The sequence below is a fragment of the Acidovorax sp. 59 genome, assembly GCF_002754175.1.
GTDB classification, from domain to species: domain Bacteria; phylum Pseudomonadota; class Gammaproteobacteria; order Burkholderiales; family Burkholderiaceae_C; genus Acidovorax; species Acidovorax delafieldii.
Genome location: NZ_PEET01000001.1, coordinates 197,501 through 214,731, shown reverse-complemented (window position 1 = coordinate 214,731; position 17,231 = coordinate 197,501). Strand labels below are relative to the sequence as shown.

The 17,231-nt window shown below is 64.1% G+C and carries 13 protein-coding genes and 2 rRNA genes (1 of these 15 cut by a window edge); 4 read left to right on the top strand and 11 right to left on the bottom strand.

What is annotated here, in order from left to right; translation table 11 throughout:
• Positions 1-108: 108 nt before the first annotated feature.
• From CLU87_RS01070 to CLU87_RS01060, 3 genes are all read left to right on the top strand, one after another.
• On the top strand, positions 109-759 hold the full coding sequence (locus CLU87_RS01070) for a response regulator transcription factor (RefSeq protein ID WP_099729204.1): 651 nt from the start codon (positions 109-111) through the stop codon (positions 757-759).
• Positions 759-3,314, top strand: a complete 2,556-nt coding sequence (locus CLU87_RS01065) for an ATP-binding protein (RefSeq protein ID WP_099729203.1) — start codon at positions 759-761, stop codon at positions 3,312-3,314. The genes CLU87_RS01070 and CLU87_RS01065 overlap by 1 nt, the downstream gene beginning before the upstream one ends.
• 254 nt (positions 3,315-3,568) lie before the next feature.
• Entirely contained in the window at positions 3,569-4,756 is a 1,188-nt protein-coding gene (locus CLU87_RS01060) for a hypothetical protein (RefSeq protein WP_099729202.1), read from the top strand.
• Positions 4,757-4,982: 226 nt separating this feature from the next.
• Here the strand turns inward: CLU87_RS01060 and CLU87_RS01055 are convergent, their stop codons facing one another.
• The 9 genes from CLU87_RS01055 to CLU87_RS01015 all read right to left on the bottom strand — a co-directional run bounded on the left by CLU87_RS01055 (position 4,983) and on the right by CLU87_RS01015 (position 13,999).
• The gene (locus CLU87_RS01055; RefSeq protein WP_099729201.1) at positions 4,983-6,113 is read right to left on the bottom strand and encodes an acyl-CoA dehydrogenase family protein; all 1,131 of its coding nucleotides are present in this window, start codon (positions 6,111-6,113) and stop codon (positions 4,983-4,985) included.
• 54 nt (positions 6,114-6,167) lie between these two features.
• Positions 6,168-6,836, bottom strand: coding sequence for an SDR family oxidoreductase (locus CLU87_RS01050; RefSeq protein WP_099729200.1), 669 nt, complete (start codon positions 6,834-6,836; stop codon positions 6,168-6,170).
• An 84-nt stretch (positions 6,837-6,920) separates the two neighbouring features.
• Positions 6,921-8,000, bottom strand: coding sequence for a DUF695 domain-containing protein (locus CLU87_RS01045; RefSeq protein WP_099729199.1), 1,080 nt, complete (start codon positions 7,998-8,000; stop codon positions 6,921-6,923).
• A 49-nt stretch (positions 8,001-8,049) separates the two neighbouring features.
• On the bottom strand, positions 8,050-9,237 hold the full coding sequence (locus CLU87_RS01040; RefSeq protein ID WP_099729198.1) for an acetyl-CoA C-acyltransferase: 1,188 nt from the start codon (positions 9,235-9,237) through the stop codon (positions 8,050-8,052).
• 66 nt (positions 9,238-9,303) lie between these two features.
• Positions 9,304-11,109, bottom strand: a complete 1,806-nt coding sequence (gene aceK, locus CLU87_RS01035) for a bifunctional isocitrate dehydrogenase kinase/phosphatase (protein ID WP_099731976.1) — start codon at positions 11,107-11,109, stop codon at positions 9,304-9,306.
• A 55-nt stretch (positions 11,110-11,164) separates the two neighbouring features.
• Entirely contained in the window at positions 11,165-11,824 is a 660-nt protein-coding gene (gene can / locus CLU87_RS01030; protein ID WP_056057784.1) for a carbonate dehydratase, read from the bottom strand.
• A gap of 43 nt (positions 11,825-11,867) precedes the next feature.
• The gene (locus CLU87_RS01025; RefSeq protein WP_099729197.1) at positions 11,868-13,058 is read right to left on the bottom strand and encodes an isovaleryl-CoA dehydrogenase; all 1,191 of its coding nucleotides are present in this window, start codon (positions 13,056-13,058) and stop codon (positions 11,868-11,870) included.
• A 41-nt stretch (positions 13,059-13,099) separates the two neighbouring features.
• Positions 13,100-13,561, bottom strand: a complete 462-nt coding sequence (locus tag CLU87_RS01020; protein WP_099729196.1) for a PaaI family thioesterase — start codon at positions 13,559-13,561, stop codon at positions 13,100-13,102.
• A gap of 42 nt (positions 13,562-13,603) precedes the next feature.
• A complete protein-coding gene (locus CLU87_RS01015) occupies positions 13,604-13,999 on the bottom strand; it encodes a MerR family DNA-binding transcriptional regulator (RefSeq protein WP_056057775.1) in 396 nt (131 codons plus the stop codon).
• A gap of 125 nt (positions 14,000-14,124) precedes the next feature.
• Here CLU87_RS01015 and CLU87_RS01010 point away from each other — a divergent pair, with 125 nt between their 5' ends.
• The gene (locus tag CLU87_RS01010; protein ID WP_099731975.1) at positions 14,125-15,204 is read left to right on the top strand and encodes an MBL fold metallo-hydrolase; all 1,080 of its coding nucleotides are present in this window, start codon (positions 14,125-14,127) and stop codon (positions 15,202-15,204) included.
• A 195-nt stretch (positions 15,205-15,399) separates the two neighbouring features.
• Here the strand turns inward: CLU87_RS01010 and rrf are convergent.
• Together rrf and CLU87_RS01000 are read right to left on the bottom strand one after the other, a co-directional pair.
• A 5S ribosomal RNA gene (rrf, locus tag CLU87_RS01005) occupies positions 15,400-15,512 on the bottom strand.
• 141 nt (positions 15,513-15,653) lie between these two features.
• A 23S ribosomal RNA gene (locus tag CLU87_RS01000) occupies positions 15,654-17,231 on the bottom strand; it runs 1,301 nt beyond the window's last position.

Here is a 17,231-nt window from a genome sequence, read left to right as displayed (position 1 = left end):
TGGTAGGGTTTGCGCGCCGTCCATCCTGCTGAACACTTGGCAGAATTTGCCCGCAGGCATACCTTTCGGTATTGGCCGCCCGCCGGGCTGCCTCCCCGCCCTCCCCGCATGTCCCCTTCCTCTCCTTACGCGCTCATCCTCGACGACCATCCGCTGGTGGCACACGGCATGGCCGAATTCCTGCGCGCCCGACTGCCGCAGATGGACGTGGTGGTGGCCGCTGGGGCAAACGACCTTCTGCGCTGGGTGGACACGCGGGGCACACCGGCCATCGCGCTCATCGACTTCTGGCTGGCAGAAGGCGCCGCCGTGGGTCTGATCGCCCAGGTGCGCAACCACTGCCCCGGAATGCCCATCGCGGTGATCAGTGGCGACGATGACCCCGCCGTGATGGACCAGGCCCGGCAGGCTGGCGCGCAGGGCTTCATCCACAAACAAGCAGCGCCTGAAACCTTCGGGCTGGCGGTGGAGGCCTTGCTGAGCGGGCTGGTCTGGTTTGAGCCGGGCCATCCGGGCAGCCAGCCGCTGCGCAGCCGCGACCTGCCGGTGACACCGGCCGAGCTGGGGCTGTCTGTCCGGCAGGGCCAGATCCTTGCGCTGGTGCTGCAGGGACTGCCCAACAAGCGCATTGCATCGCAACTGGATATTGCAGAGAGCACCGTGAAGGAGCATGTGACGGGCATCCTGGAGCGGCTGCGGGTGCGCACACGGGTCGAGGCCATCACCCTGCTGCGCGGGCGGCGGCTGGAGCTGCCCTGATGCGCCTCGTCCGGGCTGTGGTGCTGGTCGCGGCCTTGTGCCTGCAGACGGCATTGCCCGCAAGGGCGCAGGCACTGAACCCGGACCTGGCCGAGCTGGACCGGCTGCAAAACCTGTCGCAACGCAACAGCGCCGAGGCCGTGCAGGCGCTGCAGGCCGCCGCGGCACGTTTTGCCAACGCGGCCGATGCCGCGACCCGGCGCACTTACTTGGCGGCGCTGACAGACGCGGCCTTTGAGACCGGGCAGACAACGGTGGTGACCGAGGGCATTGCGCAGCTGAAGGCGCTGGCCGCTGCGCAGAAAGATCCGTCGTCGCAGGTGCTGGCTGTCTGCTTCGAGGCCCGGCAACTGGCCGTGGCGGGAAAAACACGCGCCGGACTGGCCGCACTGGCGCGCGAAGCGGCCGCCGCAGAGCGCGCACCCGACCCCTGGGTGCGCTGGCTCTACCACCTGACGCTGGGCGCCCTGCACAGCGGCAACGGCCAGTTCGAAACGGCGATGACCCACCTGCTGCGCAGCCTGGAACTCTCGCGCACGCTGCCACGCCAGGCGGCCACGTCTGAGCTGCGGTCGCGCACCCACCTGGAGCTGCTGCACTTCGACATGAAGAACCCGGACCGGGCGCTGCAAACCATCCGCGAGACGCTGCCCCTGGCCGAAAAGCTGGACGCCCGGCAGGCGCTGGGCTGGCTGCACCTGCACCGTGGCAATGTGGAAAACGTGCAGGGCAACCTCGACACCGCCGTGGCCGCCTACCGGCAGTCCCTTCAGATCGCCCGCGCTGGAGGGCTCACCGGGCTCCAGGCCACGGCGCTGAACAACCTGGGCGACGTCCTGCTGCAGCGCAAGGCGTATGCCGCGGCCGAGCCCGTGATGCGCGAGGCCCTGGCCGCGTACCGCAATGCACACGAGCTGAACGGGGCCGCAATGGCGCAAGCCAATCTGGGCTTTGCACTCATGGGCCAGGGCCGCATTGCGGCTGGCGTGCACGAGGTGGAGGCGGGCATCCGGTTTGCGCACGAAGCGGGCTCCCTGCCCATGGAAGAGCAGTTGCTGGGCGAGCTGTCGCGCATGTACGAGCAAGCCGGCCTGTACCGCGAGGCCATGGCCACCACCCGCAAGCAGCAGGCGCTGGCCAAGGAGCTGTTCCATACCGAGCGCGACCAGGCCGTGACGACCTTGCAGGAGCGCTTTGACAGCGCTGAACGGCAGCGCCAGATCGAGCAGCTGGCGCAGGCCAACCGGGTGCAGGATGCCGAGCTGCGCGTGCGGCGCATGCAGCAGATCGGACTGGCGGCTGCGGTGGCACTGGCACTGCTTGCGGCGGGCGCCAGCTTCTGGCTGTACCGCCGCACGCGCACTGCCAATGAGGCCCTGGCCGCAGCCCGGCGCCAGGCGGAAGGCGCCCTGACCGAAAAAAACCTGTTCCTCGCCACCGCCAGCCACGACCTGCGCCAACCCGTGCACGCCATGTCCTTGATGGTGGAGGCGATCAACCTGCGCAATACCGACCCGGTCCTGCGCCCGCTGGTGGCCGACCTGCGCACCAGCATGCAGGCCATGAGCCAGCTGTTCAATGCGCTGCTGGACCTGTCGCGCCTGGAGTCGGGGCAGCCGCTGGGCCACAAAGCCGCCGTGGACCTTGGCGCCCTGCTGGCGGACGTTGTGCGCCTGTTCCGCGAGCAGGCCAGCCTCGGCGGCCTGACCCTGCGGCTGCGGCTGCCGCGCCGTGGCGCCACCGTGTGGGCCGAGCCGGTGCTGCTGCGCCAGGCGCTGGCGAACCTGGTGCAGAACGCCATCCGCTACACACCGCAGGGCAAGGTGCTGGTGAGCGCACGCGCACGCGGCGGTGACTGGCTGGTGGAGGTGCGGGACACGGGCATTGGCATCGCCCCCGCCGATCAGGCACGGGTGTTCAGCCCCTACTACCGGGGAGCGCGGGCCGACCAGATGGACGAAGCGGGGCACGGCCTGGGCTTGGCTGTGGTGGCACGGTGCGCCGAGCAGTTAGGGGCGGCGTACGGCGTACGTTCGCTGGCGGGACAGGGGTCGCGCTTCTGGCTGCGGCTGCCAGCCCATGTGGCACCCGATGCAGGCGCGACCACCGCCCCTGCGGCGGCACACCGCCAGTCCATCGTGGACCGTCCGTTGCAGGGCCAGTGCCTGGTCCTGGACGATGACCCCCAGGTGCTCAAGGCCTGGCGCGCCATGCTCGAAGCCTGGGGCGTGACGGCAGCCTATGCCACCACCGGGGCCGAAGCCCATGGCCGGCTCGACGAAGGCCTGGTGCCAGATGCCATCTTCTGCGACCAGCGACTGCGCTCGGGCGAGAGCGGCTTTGACATCCTGCGCACGCTGCTGGCCCGCTGCCCTGCCGCCCGAGGGGCGATGGTCAGCGGCGAGTTCGACGCCCCCGCCTTGCGGGACGCCGAAGACGAGGGCTACCTGGTGCTGCGCAAGCCCGTGAACCCTGCCGAGCTGCACGCTGTGCTGGCGCAGTGGCTGGCCCCCAGCAACAGGCGGCAGGACCAGAGCGCGGTGCCTTTCCCATAAGCACAGGCAGCTACCTTTCCAATAGCGCGGCAGTACACCTACCGGTGTGTTTCGAAGCCCCAGCCGCCGCAGAACGTGCGGTTGTTGCCTGCGGCCTGCTCTGGCAAAGACAGGCATCACGGCACCGGTCGTCTGCCAGCGGCGCACCGCCCGTCTGCCCGCTGCACCCGGCGATCACGCAGCCCCCTACCATCCGCAGCCAACGACCGGCGACACCGACACGCTGGCAAATCACACCAGGAGGGAGCCACACCATGACCACCACCGGGACCACCCCACCGCCCGGCCAGCCCCGCTGGCTGTACCAGGCGCAGGATGCGCAAGGCCGCCCCACCGAGGGCTTCGTGCATGCCCAGACGGCCGAAGAAGCCATGCAGGCCATTGCGGCGCTGCAGCAGCCCCCGCTGACCCAGGTGCAGCTGCACACCTCGGGGCTGTATGCCCGTGCGATGACCGAGATGGCGGACGACGCACTGGGCACCCTGGACGTGAAGGCACTGCGCCAGCTGGCGCGCGACCAGATCGAAGCGCAGCAGAACCCCGGCCTGTGGACCACGCTGCGCCAGCTGCTGCGCAACAACCGTACCTGGCTGCTGGTGTGCGCGGCCCTGGTGGCGCTGGCCGTGTGGCGCCAGTGGAGCCCATGGGTGCAAGGGATTCTGGTACTGGCCATGCTGGCGCCGCTGGGGGTCTTTGCCTACATGCACCAGTTTCAGCGCACGTACCAGCAGATGCTGCACGCGCACGCCACGGGCGACCTGCCCCGCCTCGAGGTGCTGGCCCAGCGGCTGGCCCGCGCGGCCGAACGGCATGCGTTCTTGCGGCAGCCCGCCTGGGACGCCGCCGTGCGCATGGCCTGGTTCGAGGCGCGCGCCGAAGGGGTGGACGCCGCCATCCTGCGCTTGCGCATCCACCCCATGCGCCCGGCGGACGAAGGCGAATTCTTGGCCCGCATCTATACCTTGCCCCTGGCCACGGGCGACCATGCGGGCTTTACCGCCCGCCTGCGCGAGCTGATGGCGCAGCGGCCGGGAGAGCCCACTCTGCAGTTGGACCTGGCCCTGGGTGAGGCCCGCGCGGGCCACACCGACGAAGCGCAGCGCCTCGTGAACACGCTGCAGCCCGCCCTGCTGCCACCCCACGGGCAAGCATTCATTGACTGGGTGCGGGGCATGATCGCGCTGCGCGACCCGGCCCGGGCGGGAGAGGCCGCCGGCCACCTGGGCAAGGCGTGTGAGCAGTTTCTGGGGCTGGTGCGCAAGGCCCCAGGCGCCTGGCCCTCACTGGCCGTATGCACCTGCGACTACGCACTGGCCCTGGCCTGGAGCGGTCGTGCCGAAATGGGGCGTACCGTGTTTGCCAGCGTGCAGCCGGTGGCCCGGCACCACGCCGAGCCCGAGCGGCTGGCGCTGCTGGAGCGCGAGTTGCGCCTCAGGGGCTGAGCGTTGTGGACCGCACCCGAAAGGCCTCCTGCACACCGCAGGCCGGGCACCGTGGCGCGCAGGCTCAGAGGCTGAGAGTTTTTGAGCCAAGCCCGAAAGGCGCGCCACAACGCCTCGGATCGAGGCGCAAAGCACAGCCATAGCTTGGGCTATGGCGAGCATTTGCAACGAAGAGCCGGGGCGTTTTGGCGTGCAAGGCGGACATGGATCAAAGACTCTCAGCCTCTCAGGCCAGCGCGCGCTGGATGATGATCTTCTGCACGTCGCTCGTGCCTTCGTAGATCTGGCACACGCGCACGTCGCGGTAGATGCGCTCCACCGGGAAGTCGTTCACCACGCCGTAGCCGCCCAGCGTCTGGATGGCGGCGCTGCACACGCGTTCGGCCATCTCGCTGGCAAACAGCTTGGCCATGGCGGCTTCCTTCAGGCAGGGCTTTCCGGCATCGCGCAGCGCGGCCGCGTGCCAGATGAGCTGGCGCGCGGCCTCGATCTGCGTGGCGCAGTCGGCCAGGCGGAAACCCACGGCCTGGTGGTTGAAGATGGCGGTGCCGAAGCTTTCGCGCTCTTTGGAATACGCCAGCGCCGCGTCGAACGCGCTGCGCGCCATGCCCACGCTTTGCGCGGCGATGCCGATGCGGCCGCCTTCGAGCGCGCCCAGGGCGATCTTGTAGCCCTCGCCCTCGGCACCGATCAGGTTCTCGGCGGGGACGCGACAGTTGTCGAAGTTGATCTGCGCCGTGTCGCTGGAATGCTGGCCCAGCTTGTCCTCCAGCCGCGCCACCACGTAGCCGGGGTTGTTGGTGGGCACGAGGAAGGCGCTCATGCCCTTCTTGCCCGCGCCCTTGTCGGTGACGGCGATGACGATGGCCACATGACCGTTCTTGCCGCTGGTGATGAACTGCTTGACTCCGTTGATCACGTATTCATCGCCCTGCTTCACCGCCGTGGTTCGCAGGGCAGAGGCGTCGGAGCCCACATGTGGCTCGGTCAGGCAAAACGCGCCCAGCATTTCGCCACGCGCCAGCGGCGTGAGCCAGTCGCGCTTTTGCTGCGCGTTGCCGTAGCGCATGAGGATGGCGTTGACCGGGCAGTTGGTCACACTGATGGCGGTGCTGGTGCCGCCATCACCGGCGGCGATCTCTTCGAGCACCAGCGCGAGCGTGAGGTAGTCGAGGTGGGCGCCGCCAAACTCTTCGGGCACGCAGATGCCATACGCGCCCAGCGCGGCCAGGCCCTGGTGGGCCTCCTTGGGGAAGTGGTGTTCCTTGTCCCAGCGTGCGGCATTCGGCCACAGCTCGGTTTGCGCAAAGTCGCGCACCGCGTCGCGGATCATTTCCTGGTCTTGGGTCAGCAGCATGAGGGTGTCTCCAGAGTCGTTGTTCAAAAATTCGGGGGCTTAGTGGCTTGCGGACTACCAGTGGTCAGCGCGGCGGCCGTCGTGATGCAGCAGGCGGCCCTTGTCGGCAACGGTCACGCTGGCGAGCGTGCTGCGCAGGCCACGTACGCTGTCCTCCACCGTCAGCGGTGCACCGCCGCCGCCCATGTCGGTCTGCACCCAGCCGGGGTCAATGGTGACCAGCGTGGCGCCGGGGTAGTTGTGCTGTGCAGCGGCCACGGCCATGTTCAGCGCGGCCTTGCTGGTGCGGTACAACCACGAATCGCTGTTCGGCACGCTGCCGATCTGCGACATGGACGAGGACAGAAACGCAAACACGCCGCCCGCCTCCGCCACCAGGGGCGCCACCTGCGGAATGGCCTGCATCGCGCCCAGCACGTTGGTGTGCATGACGGCATCAAAGTCTTGCTGCGTGGGTGGGGTGAGCGCGTTGGGGCGGCGGATGACACCGGCCACATACAGCGCCAGGTCCAGCTTTTCGCCGTCAAGCTGCCAGGCCAGGCCGCTCACGCTGGCGGGGTTGGCCACATCCACGGTGAGCACCTCGGCGCCCAGCGCCAGCACGCGCTCGCGGCCGGCGTCGTCGCGCACGGTGGCGATCACGCGGCGCCCGGCGTCGGTGTACTGGCGCACCAGCTCCAGGCCGATGCCCCGGGACGCGCCCATCACGAGTATGGAGTTCATTTTCAAGCCCAATATGCCGCAAGCGCTAGTGAATCATGCGCCAACAGCTATCAATTCAGGAGTAAACAAAACAACGACACCCACTCAGGCAGACAGGTAGCCGGCGTACTCGAAATAGCCCGACCACGCGGGGTCGTACGCCACCTTCAGCTCCAGCGATGCCGCCTCGTCGCGCAGCAGCAGGGGCGCCAGCGTCTGCTTGGCCAGTTGCTCGTCGCTCACGTAGTACAGCGCCTGCCGGCGGCCCGCGCGCATCAGCGTCAACACCAGAATGCCCAGCTGCGGCACTTGGAGCAGCGTGGCGGCTTGCTCGTGCAGGTCTTGCACGGCGGTCAGTGTGTCGCTGTCGGGCACCGCCAGGTCCACGGTGAGGGCATAGGCCAGGTCGGCCCGCATGGCCACAGCGTTGGCACTGGTGTTGACCATGACCACGCCGGTCTCGGGCGCGTCTTCGCTGTCGATGTCGTCAGCGGGCAGTTCGTTGCCGTCCTCGTCGATGGGGCAGTCAAACTGCAGTTCCAGCCCGTCCCACTCGGCATCGCCCGTGGGGAAGTGGCCGGTGTGGCCCAGGGTGTCGGTCCAGTAGCGGTCGAACACCGGGGGCAGCTGGCTCAGCGGCACCCAAGGCGTGTGGGTGTCGCCGGGCTCGCCCACAAAGTCCACCGCGCCCACCTTCACGGCAAAGTCGTACTCGCCCAGCACATGGTCGAGCATGATGAACGCCATGTTGCGCGCATGGTCCTGGTAGTCGCTGGGGATCTCGCGGCCAAAGCGGATCTCCAGCGCCGCCTGCCCGCCATCCTGCTCCAGCGCCACCAGCACTTCGGACGTGGCCAGCTCAAAGCCTTCCATTCCGATGGGAAAGTCCGGCTGCGTGGTGCGCTCGCGAAACGCGCGCACGCGGTAGTGCGGCAGCGCGGGTGCGGCCGCCACCACCTGCGCCAGCAACGGAAACCTTTCGATGCTGCCGTGGGCCGTGACGATGAGGTCCACCACGGCATCGGCATCGTCGCCGGACATCTCCAGCGCCAGGCCTTCCAGGTGCTGATCGATCAGCGCATTGGCGGCCCCCACGCGCTCGCGCAGCGGCAGGTTCTGGAGCGATGCCTGGGCATCCGAAAACGCGCGCCAGAAGGCGCCGATGGCGGGAGAGGGAGTGGTCATCGCGGTCCTTGTGCAAAGTCGGGGATCATCCCATCTCCAGCCAGCGGCCTCAGACGAGTTCCAGCGCCACGGCCGTGGCCTCGCCACCGCCGATGCACAGCGTAGCCAGGCCCTTGGTCAGGCCGCGTGCCTTGAGGGCATGGATCAGCGTGACCATGATGCGTGCGCCGCTGGCACCAATGGGGTGGCCCAGTGCGCAGGCGCCGCCGTTCACGTTGACCTTGTCATGGGGCAGGTCCAATTCCTTCATCAACGCCATGGGCACCACGGCGAAGGCTTCGTTGATCTCCCACAGCTGCACGTCGCCCACTTGCCAGCCGGCCTTGGCGAGTGCCTTTTGGGTGGCGCCCAGGGGGGCGGTGGCAAACCACTCGGGCTCTTGTGCGTGCGTGGCGTGACTCACGATGCGGGCCAGGGGCTTGGCGCCCAGCTTCTTGGCCGTGGACTCGCGCATCATCACCAGCGCGGCCGCACCGTCGTTGATGCTGGAGCTGGACGCGGCGGTGATGGTGCCGTCCTTCTTGAACGCGGGCTTCAAGGTGGCGATCTTCTCGAGCTTGACCTTGCCCGGGCCTTCGTCCACCGACACCACGGTCTCGCCCGCACGGGTCTTGACGGTGACGGGCACGATCTCGGCCGCGAAGGCGCCCGACTCGGTGGCCGCCTTGGCGCGCTGCACGCTGGCGGTGGCAAAGGCGTCTTGCTGCTCGCGGGTGAACTGGTACTTGGCAGCGCAGTCTTCGCCAAAGGTGCCCATGGAGCGGCCAGCCTCGTAGGCGTCTTCCAGGCCGTCGAGCATCATATGGTCGAAGATGCGGTCGTGGCCCAGGCGGTAGCCCCCTCGGCCCTTTTGCAGCAGGTAGGGGGCGTTGGTCATGCTTTCCATGCCGCCCGCCACCATCACGTCGTGCGTGCCGGCCAGCAGCATGTCGTGCGCCATCATCGCGGCCTTCATGCCGGAGCCGCACATCTTGCTGAGCGTGACGGCGCCCGCGCCCTTGGGCAGGCCGCCTTTGAACGCCGCCTGGCGTGCAGGCGCCTGGCCTTGGCCTGCCATCAGGCAGTTGCCAAACAGCACTTCGCCCACGGCGTCGGGCGAGACACCGGCACGCTCGATGGCGGCCTTGATGGCGGCGCCACCCAGGTCGTGCGCGGCCAGGCTGGAGAAGTCGCCCTGCAACGAGCCCATGGGGGTGCGTGCAGCGCCAACGATGACGATGGGGTCTTGGATGGACATGGTGAAGGTCTCCTGGGTAAGGGTCTGAGGAAAAGTGGGGACGAAAAACGGGGTTTTGGCGGGCGGTCAGCGGGCCGCAGCGCCTTGCGCAAAGCGCCGCTCCGTGTCGTAGGGGAAAACATCAAACATATGACCCGCCTGGATGCGCTCCTTGTGCGACTGCCAGAACGCGGCGTCGAGCAGGTCGGCGTGGTGCTGCATGAACACCTCGCGCACCGCGTCGTTGCCCAGTAGGAAGGGACCAAAGGTTTCGGGGAACACATCACGCGGGCCCACGCTGTACCAGACCTCGCCGCTCATCTCTTCTTCCTCATTGCGCGGCGTGGGCACGCGGCGGAAGTTGCAGTCGGTGAGGTATTCGATCTCGTCGTAGTCGTAGAACACGACCTTGCCGTTGCGCGTGACGCCAAAGTTCTTCCACAGCATGTCGCCGGGGAAGATGTTGGCGGCCACGAGGTCCTTGATGGCGTTGCCATATTCGATGACGCTGTGCTCCATCTGCTGGCGCGCGCGCGGGTCAGACAGGCCGGTGTCAAAGGCCTCTTGCAGGTAGATGTTGAGCGGGATCATGCGCCGCTCGATATAGAGGTGCTTGATGATCACCTCGGTCTGGCCGTCGCCGTCGCGGTCGCTGATTTCGAGCTGGCTGGGGGCGAACTTCTCGATCTCGGCAATCAGGGCATCATCAAAGCGGTCGCGAGGAAAGGCGACCTCGCTGTACTCCAGCGTGTCGGCCATGCGGCCCACGCGGTCGTGCTGCTTGACCAGCAGGTACTTGGCCTTGATCTGCTCGCGCGTGGTTTCCTTCTGGTGCGGGAAGTAGTCCTTGATGAGCTTGAACACGAACGGGAAGCTCGGCAGGTCGAACACCAGCATCACCATGCCCTTGATGCCGGGGGCGATGCGGAACTGGTCGCTGGAATGCTTCAGGTGGTACAGGAAGTCGCGGTAGAACAGCGTCTTGCCTTGCTTGGCCAGGCCCAGGGCGTTGTAGATCTCGGCGCGCGGCTTGCGCGGCATGAGGCTGCGCAAAAACTGCACGTAGGCGCTGGGGATCTCCATGTCCACCATGAAGTAGGCGCGGGCAAAGCTGAACAGCATCTGCATGTCGTCTTCGCCGAACAGTACGGCGTCGATGGTCAGCTTGCCGCTGTCGTCGTGCAGGATGGGCAGCGCAAACGGCACCTCGTTGAAGCCGTTGATGATCTTGCCCACCACATACGCACCCTTGTTGCGAAAGAACAGGCTGGTGAGCACCTGGATCTGGAAGTTGGTGCGCAGCCTCACCTTGTCGAGCCGGCTGCGCATGGCGCCCACCACACAAGCGGTGTCACGTGGCAAGTCGGCAAATTCGCGCTGCAGCTGGAAGTTCTCGACGATGGCCTGGAAGGTGTCGCCCAGCGTGTCGCGCGTGGGGTAGTAGGCGCGGTAGGTGGGCCGCGCGGCAGGCTCGTCGTTCTCGATGTATTCGGTGCTGACCGCAGGCCGCACAAAGATGAAGTCGTTGTGGAAATGCGTGCGGTGCAGGATCTTGGTGGTGACCGAGTTGAAGAAGGTTTCGGCCAGCTCGGGCTGGTGGTGGTTCACCAGCAGCCCGATGTAGTGCAGCTTGACCTGGTGCCAGACATCCATCGGCTGCGCGCCGGCCTCGAACTCTTTCTCCAGGCGGCGCACGCATTCCTTCACCCGCAGGTCATAGAACTCGATGCGTTCGCGCTGTGCCCGCTGCTGGCCGTGCCAGTCAGCGGTTTCAAAACGGTGTTTGGCGCGCGCGGACTCGGTGCGGAACAACCGGTAATGCCGGTTGAAGCCGTCCATCATGGCCTTGGCAATGCCGTAGGCCTGGGGCGCATCAAGGCGTTGCGGGAACATGGTGTCGGGCATCCTTGTCAGCGCAACCGTCGCATGCGTGGGCGGGGCGCCCGGCTTACTGCCGACGGGTAGCAGCCACGCCAGCAATCGCTGCTTTGTACAGCGATTCCAGACCTTCTGTGCTGTCCACGGACATGTGCAGGTTGTTGATCAGCCCGTCCTTGAGGCCATAGCACCAGCCATGCAGCGTAACCTTCTGGCCCCGGCCCCAAGCGTCCAGCATCACGGTGGTCTGTGCAATGTTCACCACCTGCTCGATGGCGTTGAGCTCGCACAGCACGTCGTGGCGCCACTCAGGCGCGGTGGCGGCGATCAGGTCGCGGTGGCGGTCACGCACGTCCTGCACATGGCGAATCCAGTTGTCGGCCAGGCCCACGCGCGTGCCCTCCAGCGCGGCCAGCACACCACCGCAACCGTAGTGGCCCACCACCATCAGGTGCTCGATGCGCAGCTGGTCCACCGCGTACTGGATGGTCGACAGGCAGTTGAGATCGGTCGGCACCACCACATTCGCCACATTGCGGTGAACGAAGACCTCACCAGGCTCCAGCCCGGTGATCTGGTTGGCGGGCACCCGGCTGTCGGAGCAGCCGATCCACATGTACTTGGGCTTCTGCTGCGCCAGCAGGCTGGTGAAAAAGCCGGGCCGCTCGCGCTCCATCTGGGCCGCCCAGGCGCGGTTGTGAACAAACAGGTCGTCGATGGAGGAAGGCATGGGGTCCTTGGTGTGTGAGGGTTGGTCGATCAGTTGTCGCAGGTCAGCAGGTCTCGGCAAACAGCTCGCGGCCAATCAGCATGCGGCGGATCTCGCTGGTGCCGGCACCAATCTCGTACAGCTTGGCATCGCGCCAGAGGCGGCCCAGCGGGTACTCGTTGATATAGCCATTGCCACCATAGATCTGCACGCCTTCGCCGGCCATCCAGGTGGCCTTTTCGGCGCACCACAGAATCACGCTGGCGCAGTCCTTGCGGACCTGGCGCACGTGGTCGGTGCCCAGCATGTCGAGGTTCTTGGCCACAGTGTAGGCAAACGAGCGGCCCGCCTGCAGCACGGTGTACATGTCGGCCACCTTGCCCTGGATGAGCTGAAACTCGCCAATGCTCTGGCCGAACTGCTTGCGGTCGTGAATGTAAGGGATCACGTTGTCCATCACGGACTGCATGATGCCCAGCGGGCCGCCGGTCAGCACCGCGCGTTCGTAGTCCAGGCCACTCATCAACACCTTGGCACCGTTGTTCACGCCGCCCAGCACGTTTTCTGCAGGCACCTCGACGTCCTGGAACACCAGCTCGCCCGTGTGGCTGCCGCGCATGCCCAGCTTGTCGAGCTTTTGCGCAATCGAGAAGCCCTTCATGCCCTTCTCGATCAGGAAAGCCGTGACACCGCGTGCGCCCATTTCAGGCTCGGTCTTGGCATACACCACCAGGGTGTCCGCATCGGGGCCGTTGGTGATCCACATCTTGCTGCCGTTGAGCAGGTAGTAGCCGCCCTTGTCCTCGGCCTTGAGCTTCATGCTGATCACGTCGGAGCCCGCGCCGGGTTCACTCATGGCCAGCGCGCCCACGTGCTCGCCGCTGATGAGCTTGGGCAGGTACTTGGCCTTTTGTGCCTCGTTGCCGTTGCGGTTGATCTGGTTCACACACAGGTTGCTGTGGGCGCCATAGGACAAGCCCACCGAGGCACTTGCGCGGGAGATTTCTTCCATCGCCACCATGTGGGCGAGGTAGCCCATGGCGGCACCGCCATATTGCTCGGGCACCGTGATGCCGAGTACGCCCAGATCACCCATCTTCCGCCACAGGTCCATGGGGAATTGGTCGTTGCGGTCAATCTCGGCCGCGCGAGGAGCGATCTCTGCCTGCGCGAAGTCGCGCACGGCATCGCGCAGGGCATCGATATCTTCGCCCAGCTGGAAGTTGAGGCCGGGAAGGTTGGCGGGAATGCTCATGGGGTTTGTCTCCTCGTAGAAGGTAGGGAAATGGGCAGGGCTCAGCCCTGGATGCTGTCGCGCCCGGTGACCGCCATGAGAGTGCACCCCATGGTGGCGACCAGCTTTTCTTGGTTGCCGTCGATAGCGAAGGCTCGGCCTTCGCAGACGGTGATGGTGCGGCCGGGCTTCAGCACCCGTCCTTCCATGCGGAATCGCTCGCCTTTGGCAGGGGCCAGCAAGTTGATCTTGAATTCGATGGTGAGCACGGCGGCATCGGCCGCCATGAGGGTGAAACCGGCATATCCGCACGCTGAATCCAGCGCGGTGGACACCATGCCCGCATGGAGAAATCCATGCTGCTGGGTCAGGGCGGCAGCCCAGGGGAGTTCAATGTCTACAGCACCTGGCGCCACCAATCCCAGCGACGCGCCAAGCGTCTTCATGGCCCCTTGCCGCGCAAAGCTGTCACGCACGCGGTCGGCAAAGTCAATGCAACGCGGCTCAAAGGGGGGCGTGCTCACTGCAGTCTCCTAATTTACGTTTACGTAAACGTCAATTATGGATCAATTTTGCTTTTCTACCTTGGCCAGTAGCGTGCGCGCCTCTTCTTCGTGCTCGCGCACCTCTTCCAGGTTGGCCTGCAGATCGGCCATTTGCTCTTCGAGTTGCTTGCGATGGACTACCAGCACGTCCAGAAACTTGCGGAGCTGTACGCCGGTATCGCGGGGGCTGTCATAGAGGTCGATGATCTCCTTGGCTTCCGTGAGAGACAGTCCCAGGCGCTTGGCCCGCAACGTCAGGCGCAGCCGCGTGCGGTCGCGTGCGCTGTACACCCGGTTGCGACCGGCGGCGCCGGTGCGTTCAGGCTGCAGCAAGCCCATGTCTTCATAAAAACGGATCGCCCGGGTGGTGAGATCGAACTCTTTGGCAAGGTCGCTGATGGTGTAGGTATTGGCCATGGTGGGTGCTGCACACAGCAGTATCGGTTTCGCACAGGAGACAGCCGGGTGGCTGCAGCTCCCTACAATGCATCGAATGCATGACGTTTACGTTAACGTCAATGCTAACCCATCACACCGCCTCCATGAATCCACTTGAACACCAGATCCACTACCCGCTCGGCGATGCGCTGCCCGTCGAGGGCGCCACCTTGGAGGTCGCGCCTGGAGTGCATTGGATCCGTATGGGCCTGCCCTTTGCCCTGGATCACATCAATCTGTGGCTGCTGCGCGATCGCCAGCCGGATGCTGGTGGTGTGCTGGTGGACGGGTGGACCGTGGTGGATTGCTGCATCGACAGCGCTGGAAGCCGCGCACAGTGGGAGCAGATATTTGCGAACTGCCTGGAGGGCTTGCCCATTCTTCGCGTCATCGTGACCCACATGCACCCAGACCATATCGGGCTTGCGCATTGGCTGTGCGAGCGTTGGAATGTGCGCTTGTGGATCAGTGCCACGGACTACAACGTAGCGCGTGTCGCCGTCTATGACCCGCAGGGGTTTGGCGGGGAAGCGGGGGCCGATTTCTATGCGCTGCACGGTGCACAAGAACCGTCTTTTTTGGACCATGTGCGAGGACGCGCTTCGTATTTTCCGACCCTGGTCCCTGCTCTCCCACCCCGTTTCCGACGAATCATGGATGGAGACACGCTGAACATCGGGGGCCGCGCTTGGCGCTGCATCAGCGGCTACGGCCACGCGCCCGAGCACATGGCATTGTTTTGCGCTGAGCTGACCACCTTGATCAGCGGGGACATGGTGTTGCCGCGCATCTCTACCAATGTCAGTGTCCACGCTAGCGAGCCAGAGGCCAACCCGCTACAGCTGTTCTTGACTTCGCTCTTGCGGTATCTGGATCTACCAAAAGACACCTTGGTGCTTCCATCGCATGGCAAGCCGTTTACAGGCCTGGGTACGCGCGTTGCACAGCTACAAGACCATCACCGCGAGCGGCTCACTGAGATTTTGGAAGCCGCGCACAGCCGCGCACTAAGCGCTGCGGATACTTTGCCAATTCTGTTTCAACGCCAGTTGGACACCCACCAGATGACTTTTGCTATGGGTGAGGCGCTGGCACATCTTCATCATCTGTGGATGGATGGCAAGCTGGAGCGCTTTCTCGACCAAGTCGGGGTTCAGAGATTTCGCGCACCGAACGGTGGATAAACGCACTCAATGCGTGGCCAGCCAGCGCTTATTGAGCAGCAATCAAATAGCACACTCAGCCGCACTGATAGATGGTAATCAATGCCGGTAAGGCGTGTGAGCCGATATAGGCGCCTAGGTGATCTAAATAATTTTGCGCGCCCCCAAAGCAAAAAACCCCAGTCATATCTGACTGGGGTTTTCTGGGCTGTAAGAGCCTGACGATGACCTACTTTCACACGGGAACCCGCACTATCATCGGCGCAAAGTCGTTTCACTGTCCTGTTCGGGATGGGAAGGAGTGGGACCAACTTGCTATGGTCATCAGGCATAACTTGGTGCTGGGCAGTTTTTGTGAACTGCCTGGCAAATTCATAGAGTCTGGAATCAGATTTTTGTTTTGACTGCGTCTAACTTGGCATAACAGACTTTGAGCTTCACGCTGTGAGCGTGTTGGCTATCAAAGTTATAGGGTCAAGCCGCACGAGCAATTAGTATCAGTTAGCTTAACGCATTACTGCGCTTCCACACCTGACCTATCAACGTCCTGGTCTTGAACGACTCTTTAGGGGGCTCAAGGCCCCGGCAGATCTCATCTTGAAACGAGTTTCCCGCTTAGATGCTTTCAGCGGTTATCTCTTCCACACTTAGCTACTCGGCAATGCCACTGGCGTGACAACCGATACACCAGAGGTGTGTCCACTCCGGTCCTCTCGTACTAGGAGCAGGCTTCCTCAAATCTGCAGCGCCCACGGAAGATAGGGACCAAACTGTCTCACGACGTTTTAAACCCAGCTCACGTACCTCTTTAAATGGCGAACAGCCATACCCTTGGGACCGGCTACAGCCCCAGGATGAGATGAGCCGACATCGAGGTGCCAAACACCGCCGTCGATATGAACTCTTGGGCGGTATCAGCCTGTTATCCCCAGAGTACCTTTTATCCGTTGAGCGATGGCCCTTCCATACAGAACCACCGGATCACTATGTCCTGCTTTCGCATCTGCTCGACTTGTCAGTCTCGCAGTTAAGCACGCTTATGCCATTGCACTATCGTCACGATGTCCGACCGTAACTAGCGTACCTTCGAACTCCTCCGTTACGCTTTGGGAGGAGACCGCCCCAGTCAAACTGCCTACCATGCACTGTCCCCGATCCAGATAATGGACCTAGGTTAGAACCTCAAACACACCAGGGTGGTATTTCAACGTTGGCTCCATGAGAACTAGCGTCCTCACTTCAAAGCCTCCCACCTATCCTACACAGATCTGTTCAAAGTCCAATACAAAGCTACAGTAAAGGTTCATGGGGTCTTTCCGTCTTTCCGCGGGGAGATTGCATCATCACAAACATTTCAACTTCGCTGAGTCTCAGGAGGAGACAGTGTGGCCATCGTTACGCCATTCGTGCAGGTCGGAACTTACCCGACAAGGAATTTCGCTACCTTAGGACCGTTATAGTTACGGCCGCCGTTTACTGGGACTTCAATCAAGAGCTTGCACCCCATCATTTAATCTTCCAGCACCGGGCAGGCGTCACACCCTATACGTCCACTTTCGTGTTTGCAGAGTGCTGTGTTTTTATTAAACAGTCGCAGCCACCGATTTTTTGCAACCCCGTTGGGCTCCCTCTGTACGAGTTCACCTACTTGGGGCATACCTTCTCCCGAAGTTACGGTATCAATTTGCCGAGTTCCTTCTCCTGAGTTCTCTCAAGCGCCTTAGAATACTCATCTCGCGCACCAGTGTCGGTTTGCGGTACGGTCGTCAATAGCTGAAGCTTAGTGGCTTTTCCTGGAAGCAGGGTATCACTCACTTCGTCTGCAAGCAGACTCGTTATCACCCCTCATCTAAACCCGGCGGATTTGCCTACCGAGCACGACTACAGGCTTGAACCAACATATCCAACAGTTGGCTGAGCTAACCTTCTCCGTCCCCACATCGCACTATTGATCGGTACAGGAATATTGACCTGTTTCCCATCAGCTACGCATCTCTGCCTCGCCTTAGGGGCCGACTCACTCTACGCCGATGAACGTTGCGTAGAAA

Bases quoted from the DNA above. Each gene is read 5' to 3' on its own strand.
- CLU87_RS01065 (WP_099729203.1), top strand. From the start codon at position 759: ATGCGCCTCGTCCGGGCTGTGGTGCTGGTCGCGGCCTTGTGCCTGCAG.
- CLU87_RS01045 (WP_099729199.1), bottom strand. From the start codon at position 8,000: ATGACCACTCCCTCTCCCGCCATCGGCGCCTTCTGGCGCGCGTTTTCG.
- CLU87_RS01055 (WP_099729201.1), bottom strand. From the start codon at position 6,113: ATGCTGCTGACCCAAGACCAGGAAATGATCCGCGACGCGGTGCGCGAC.
- aceK (WP_099731976.1), bottom strand. From the start codon at position 11,109: ATGTTCCCGCAACGCCTTGATGCGCCCCAGGCCTACGGCATTGCCAAG.
- CLU87_RS01025 (WP_099729197.1), bottom strand. From the start codon at position 13,058: ATGAGCATTCCCGCCAACCTTCCCGGCCTCAACTTCCAGCTGGGCGAA.
- CLU87_RS01040 (WP_099729198.1), bottom strand. From the start codon at position 9,237: ATGTCCATCCAAGACCCCATCGTCATCGTTGGCGCTGCACGCACCCCC.
- CLU87_RS01050 (WP_099729200.1), bottom strand. From the start codon at position 6,836: ATGAACTCCATACTCGTGATGGGCGCGTCCCGGGGCATCGGCCTGGAG.
- CLU87_RS01010 (WP_099731975.1), top strand. From the start codon at position 14,125: ATGAATCCACTTGAACACCAGATCCACTACCCGCTCGGCGATGCGCTG.
- CLU87_RS01015 (WP_056057775.1), bottom strand. From the start codon at position 13,999: ATGGCCAATACCTACACCATCAGCGACCTTGCCAAAGAGTTCGATCTC.
- CLU87_RS01070 (WP_099729204.1), top strand. From the start codon at position 109: ATGTCCCCTTCCTCTCCTTACGCGCTCATCCTCGACGACCATCCGCTG.
- CLU87_RS01060 (WP_099729202.1), top strand. From the start codon at position 3,569: ATGACCACCACCGGGACCACCCCACCGCCCGGCCAGCCCCGCTGGCTG.
- can (WP_056057784.1), bottom strand. From the start codon at position 11,824: ATGCCTTCCTCCATCGACGACCTGTTTGTTCACAACCGCGCCTGGGCG.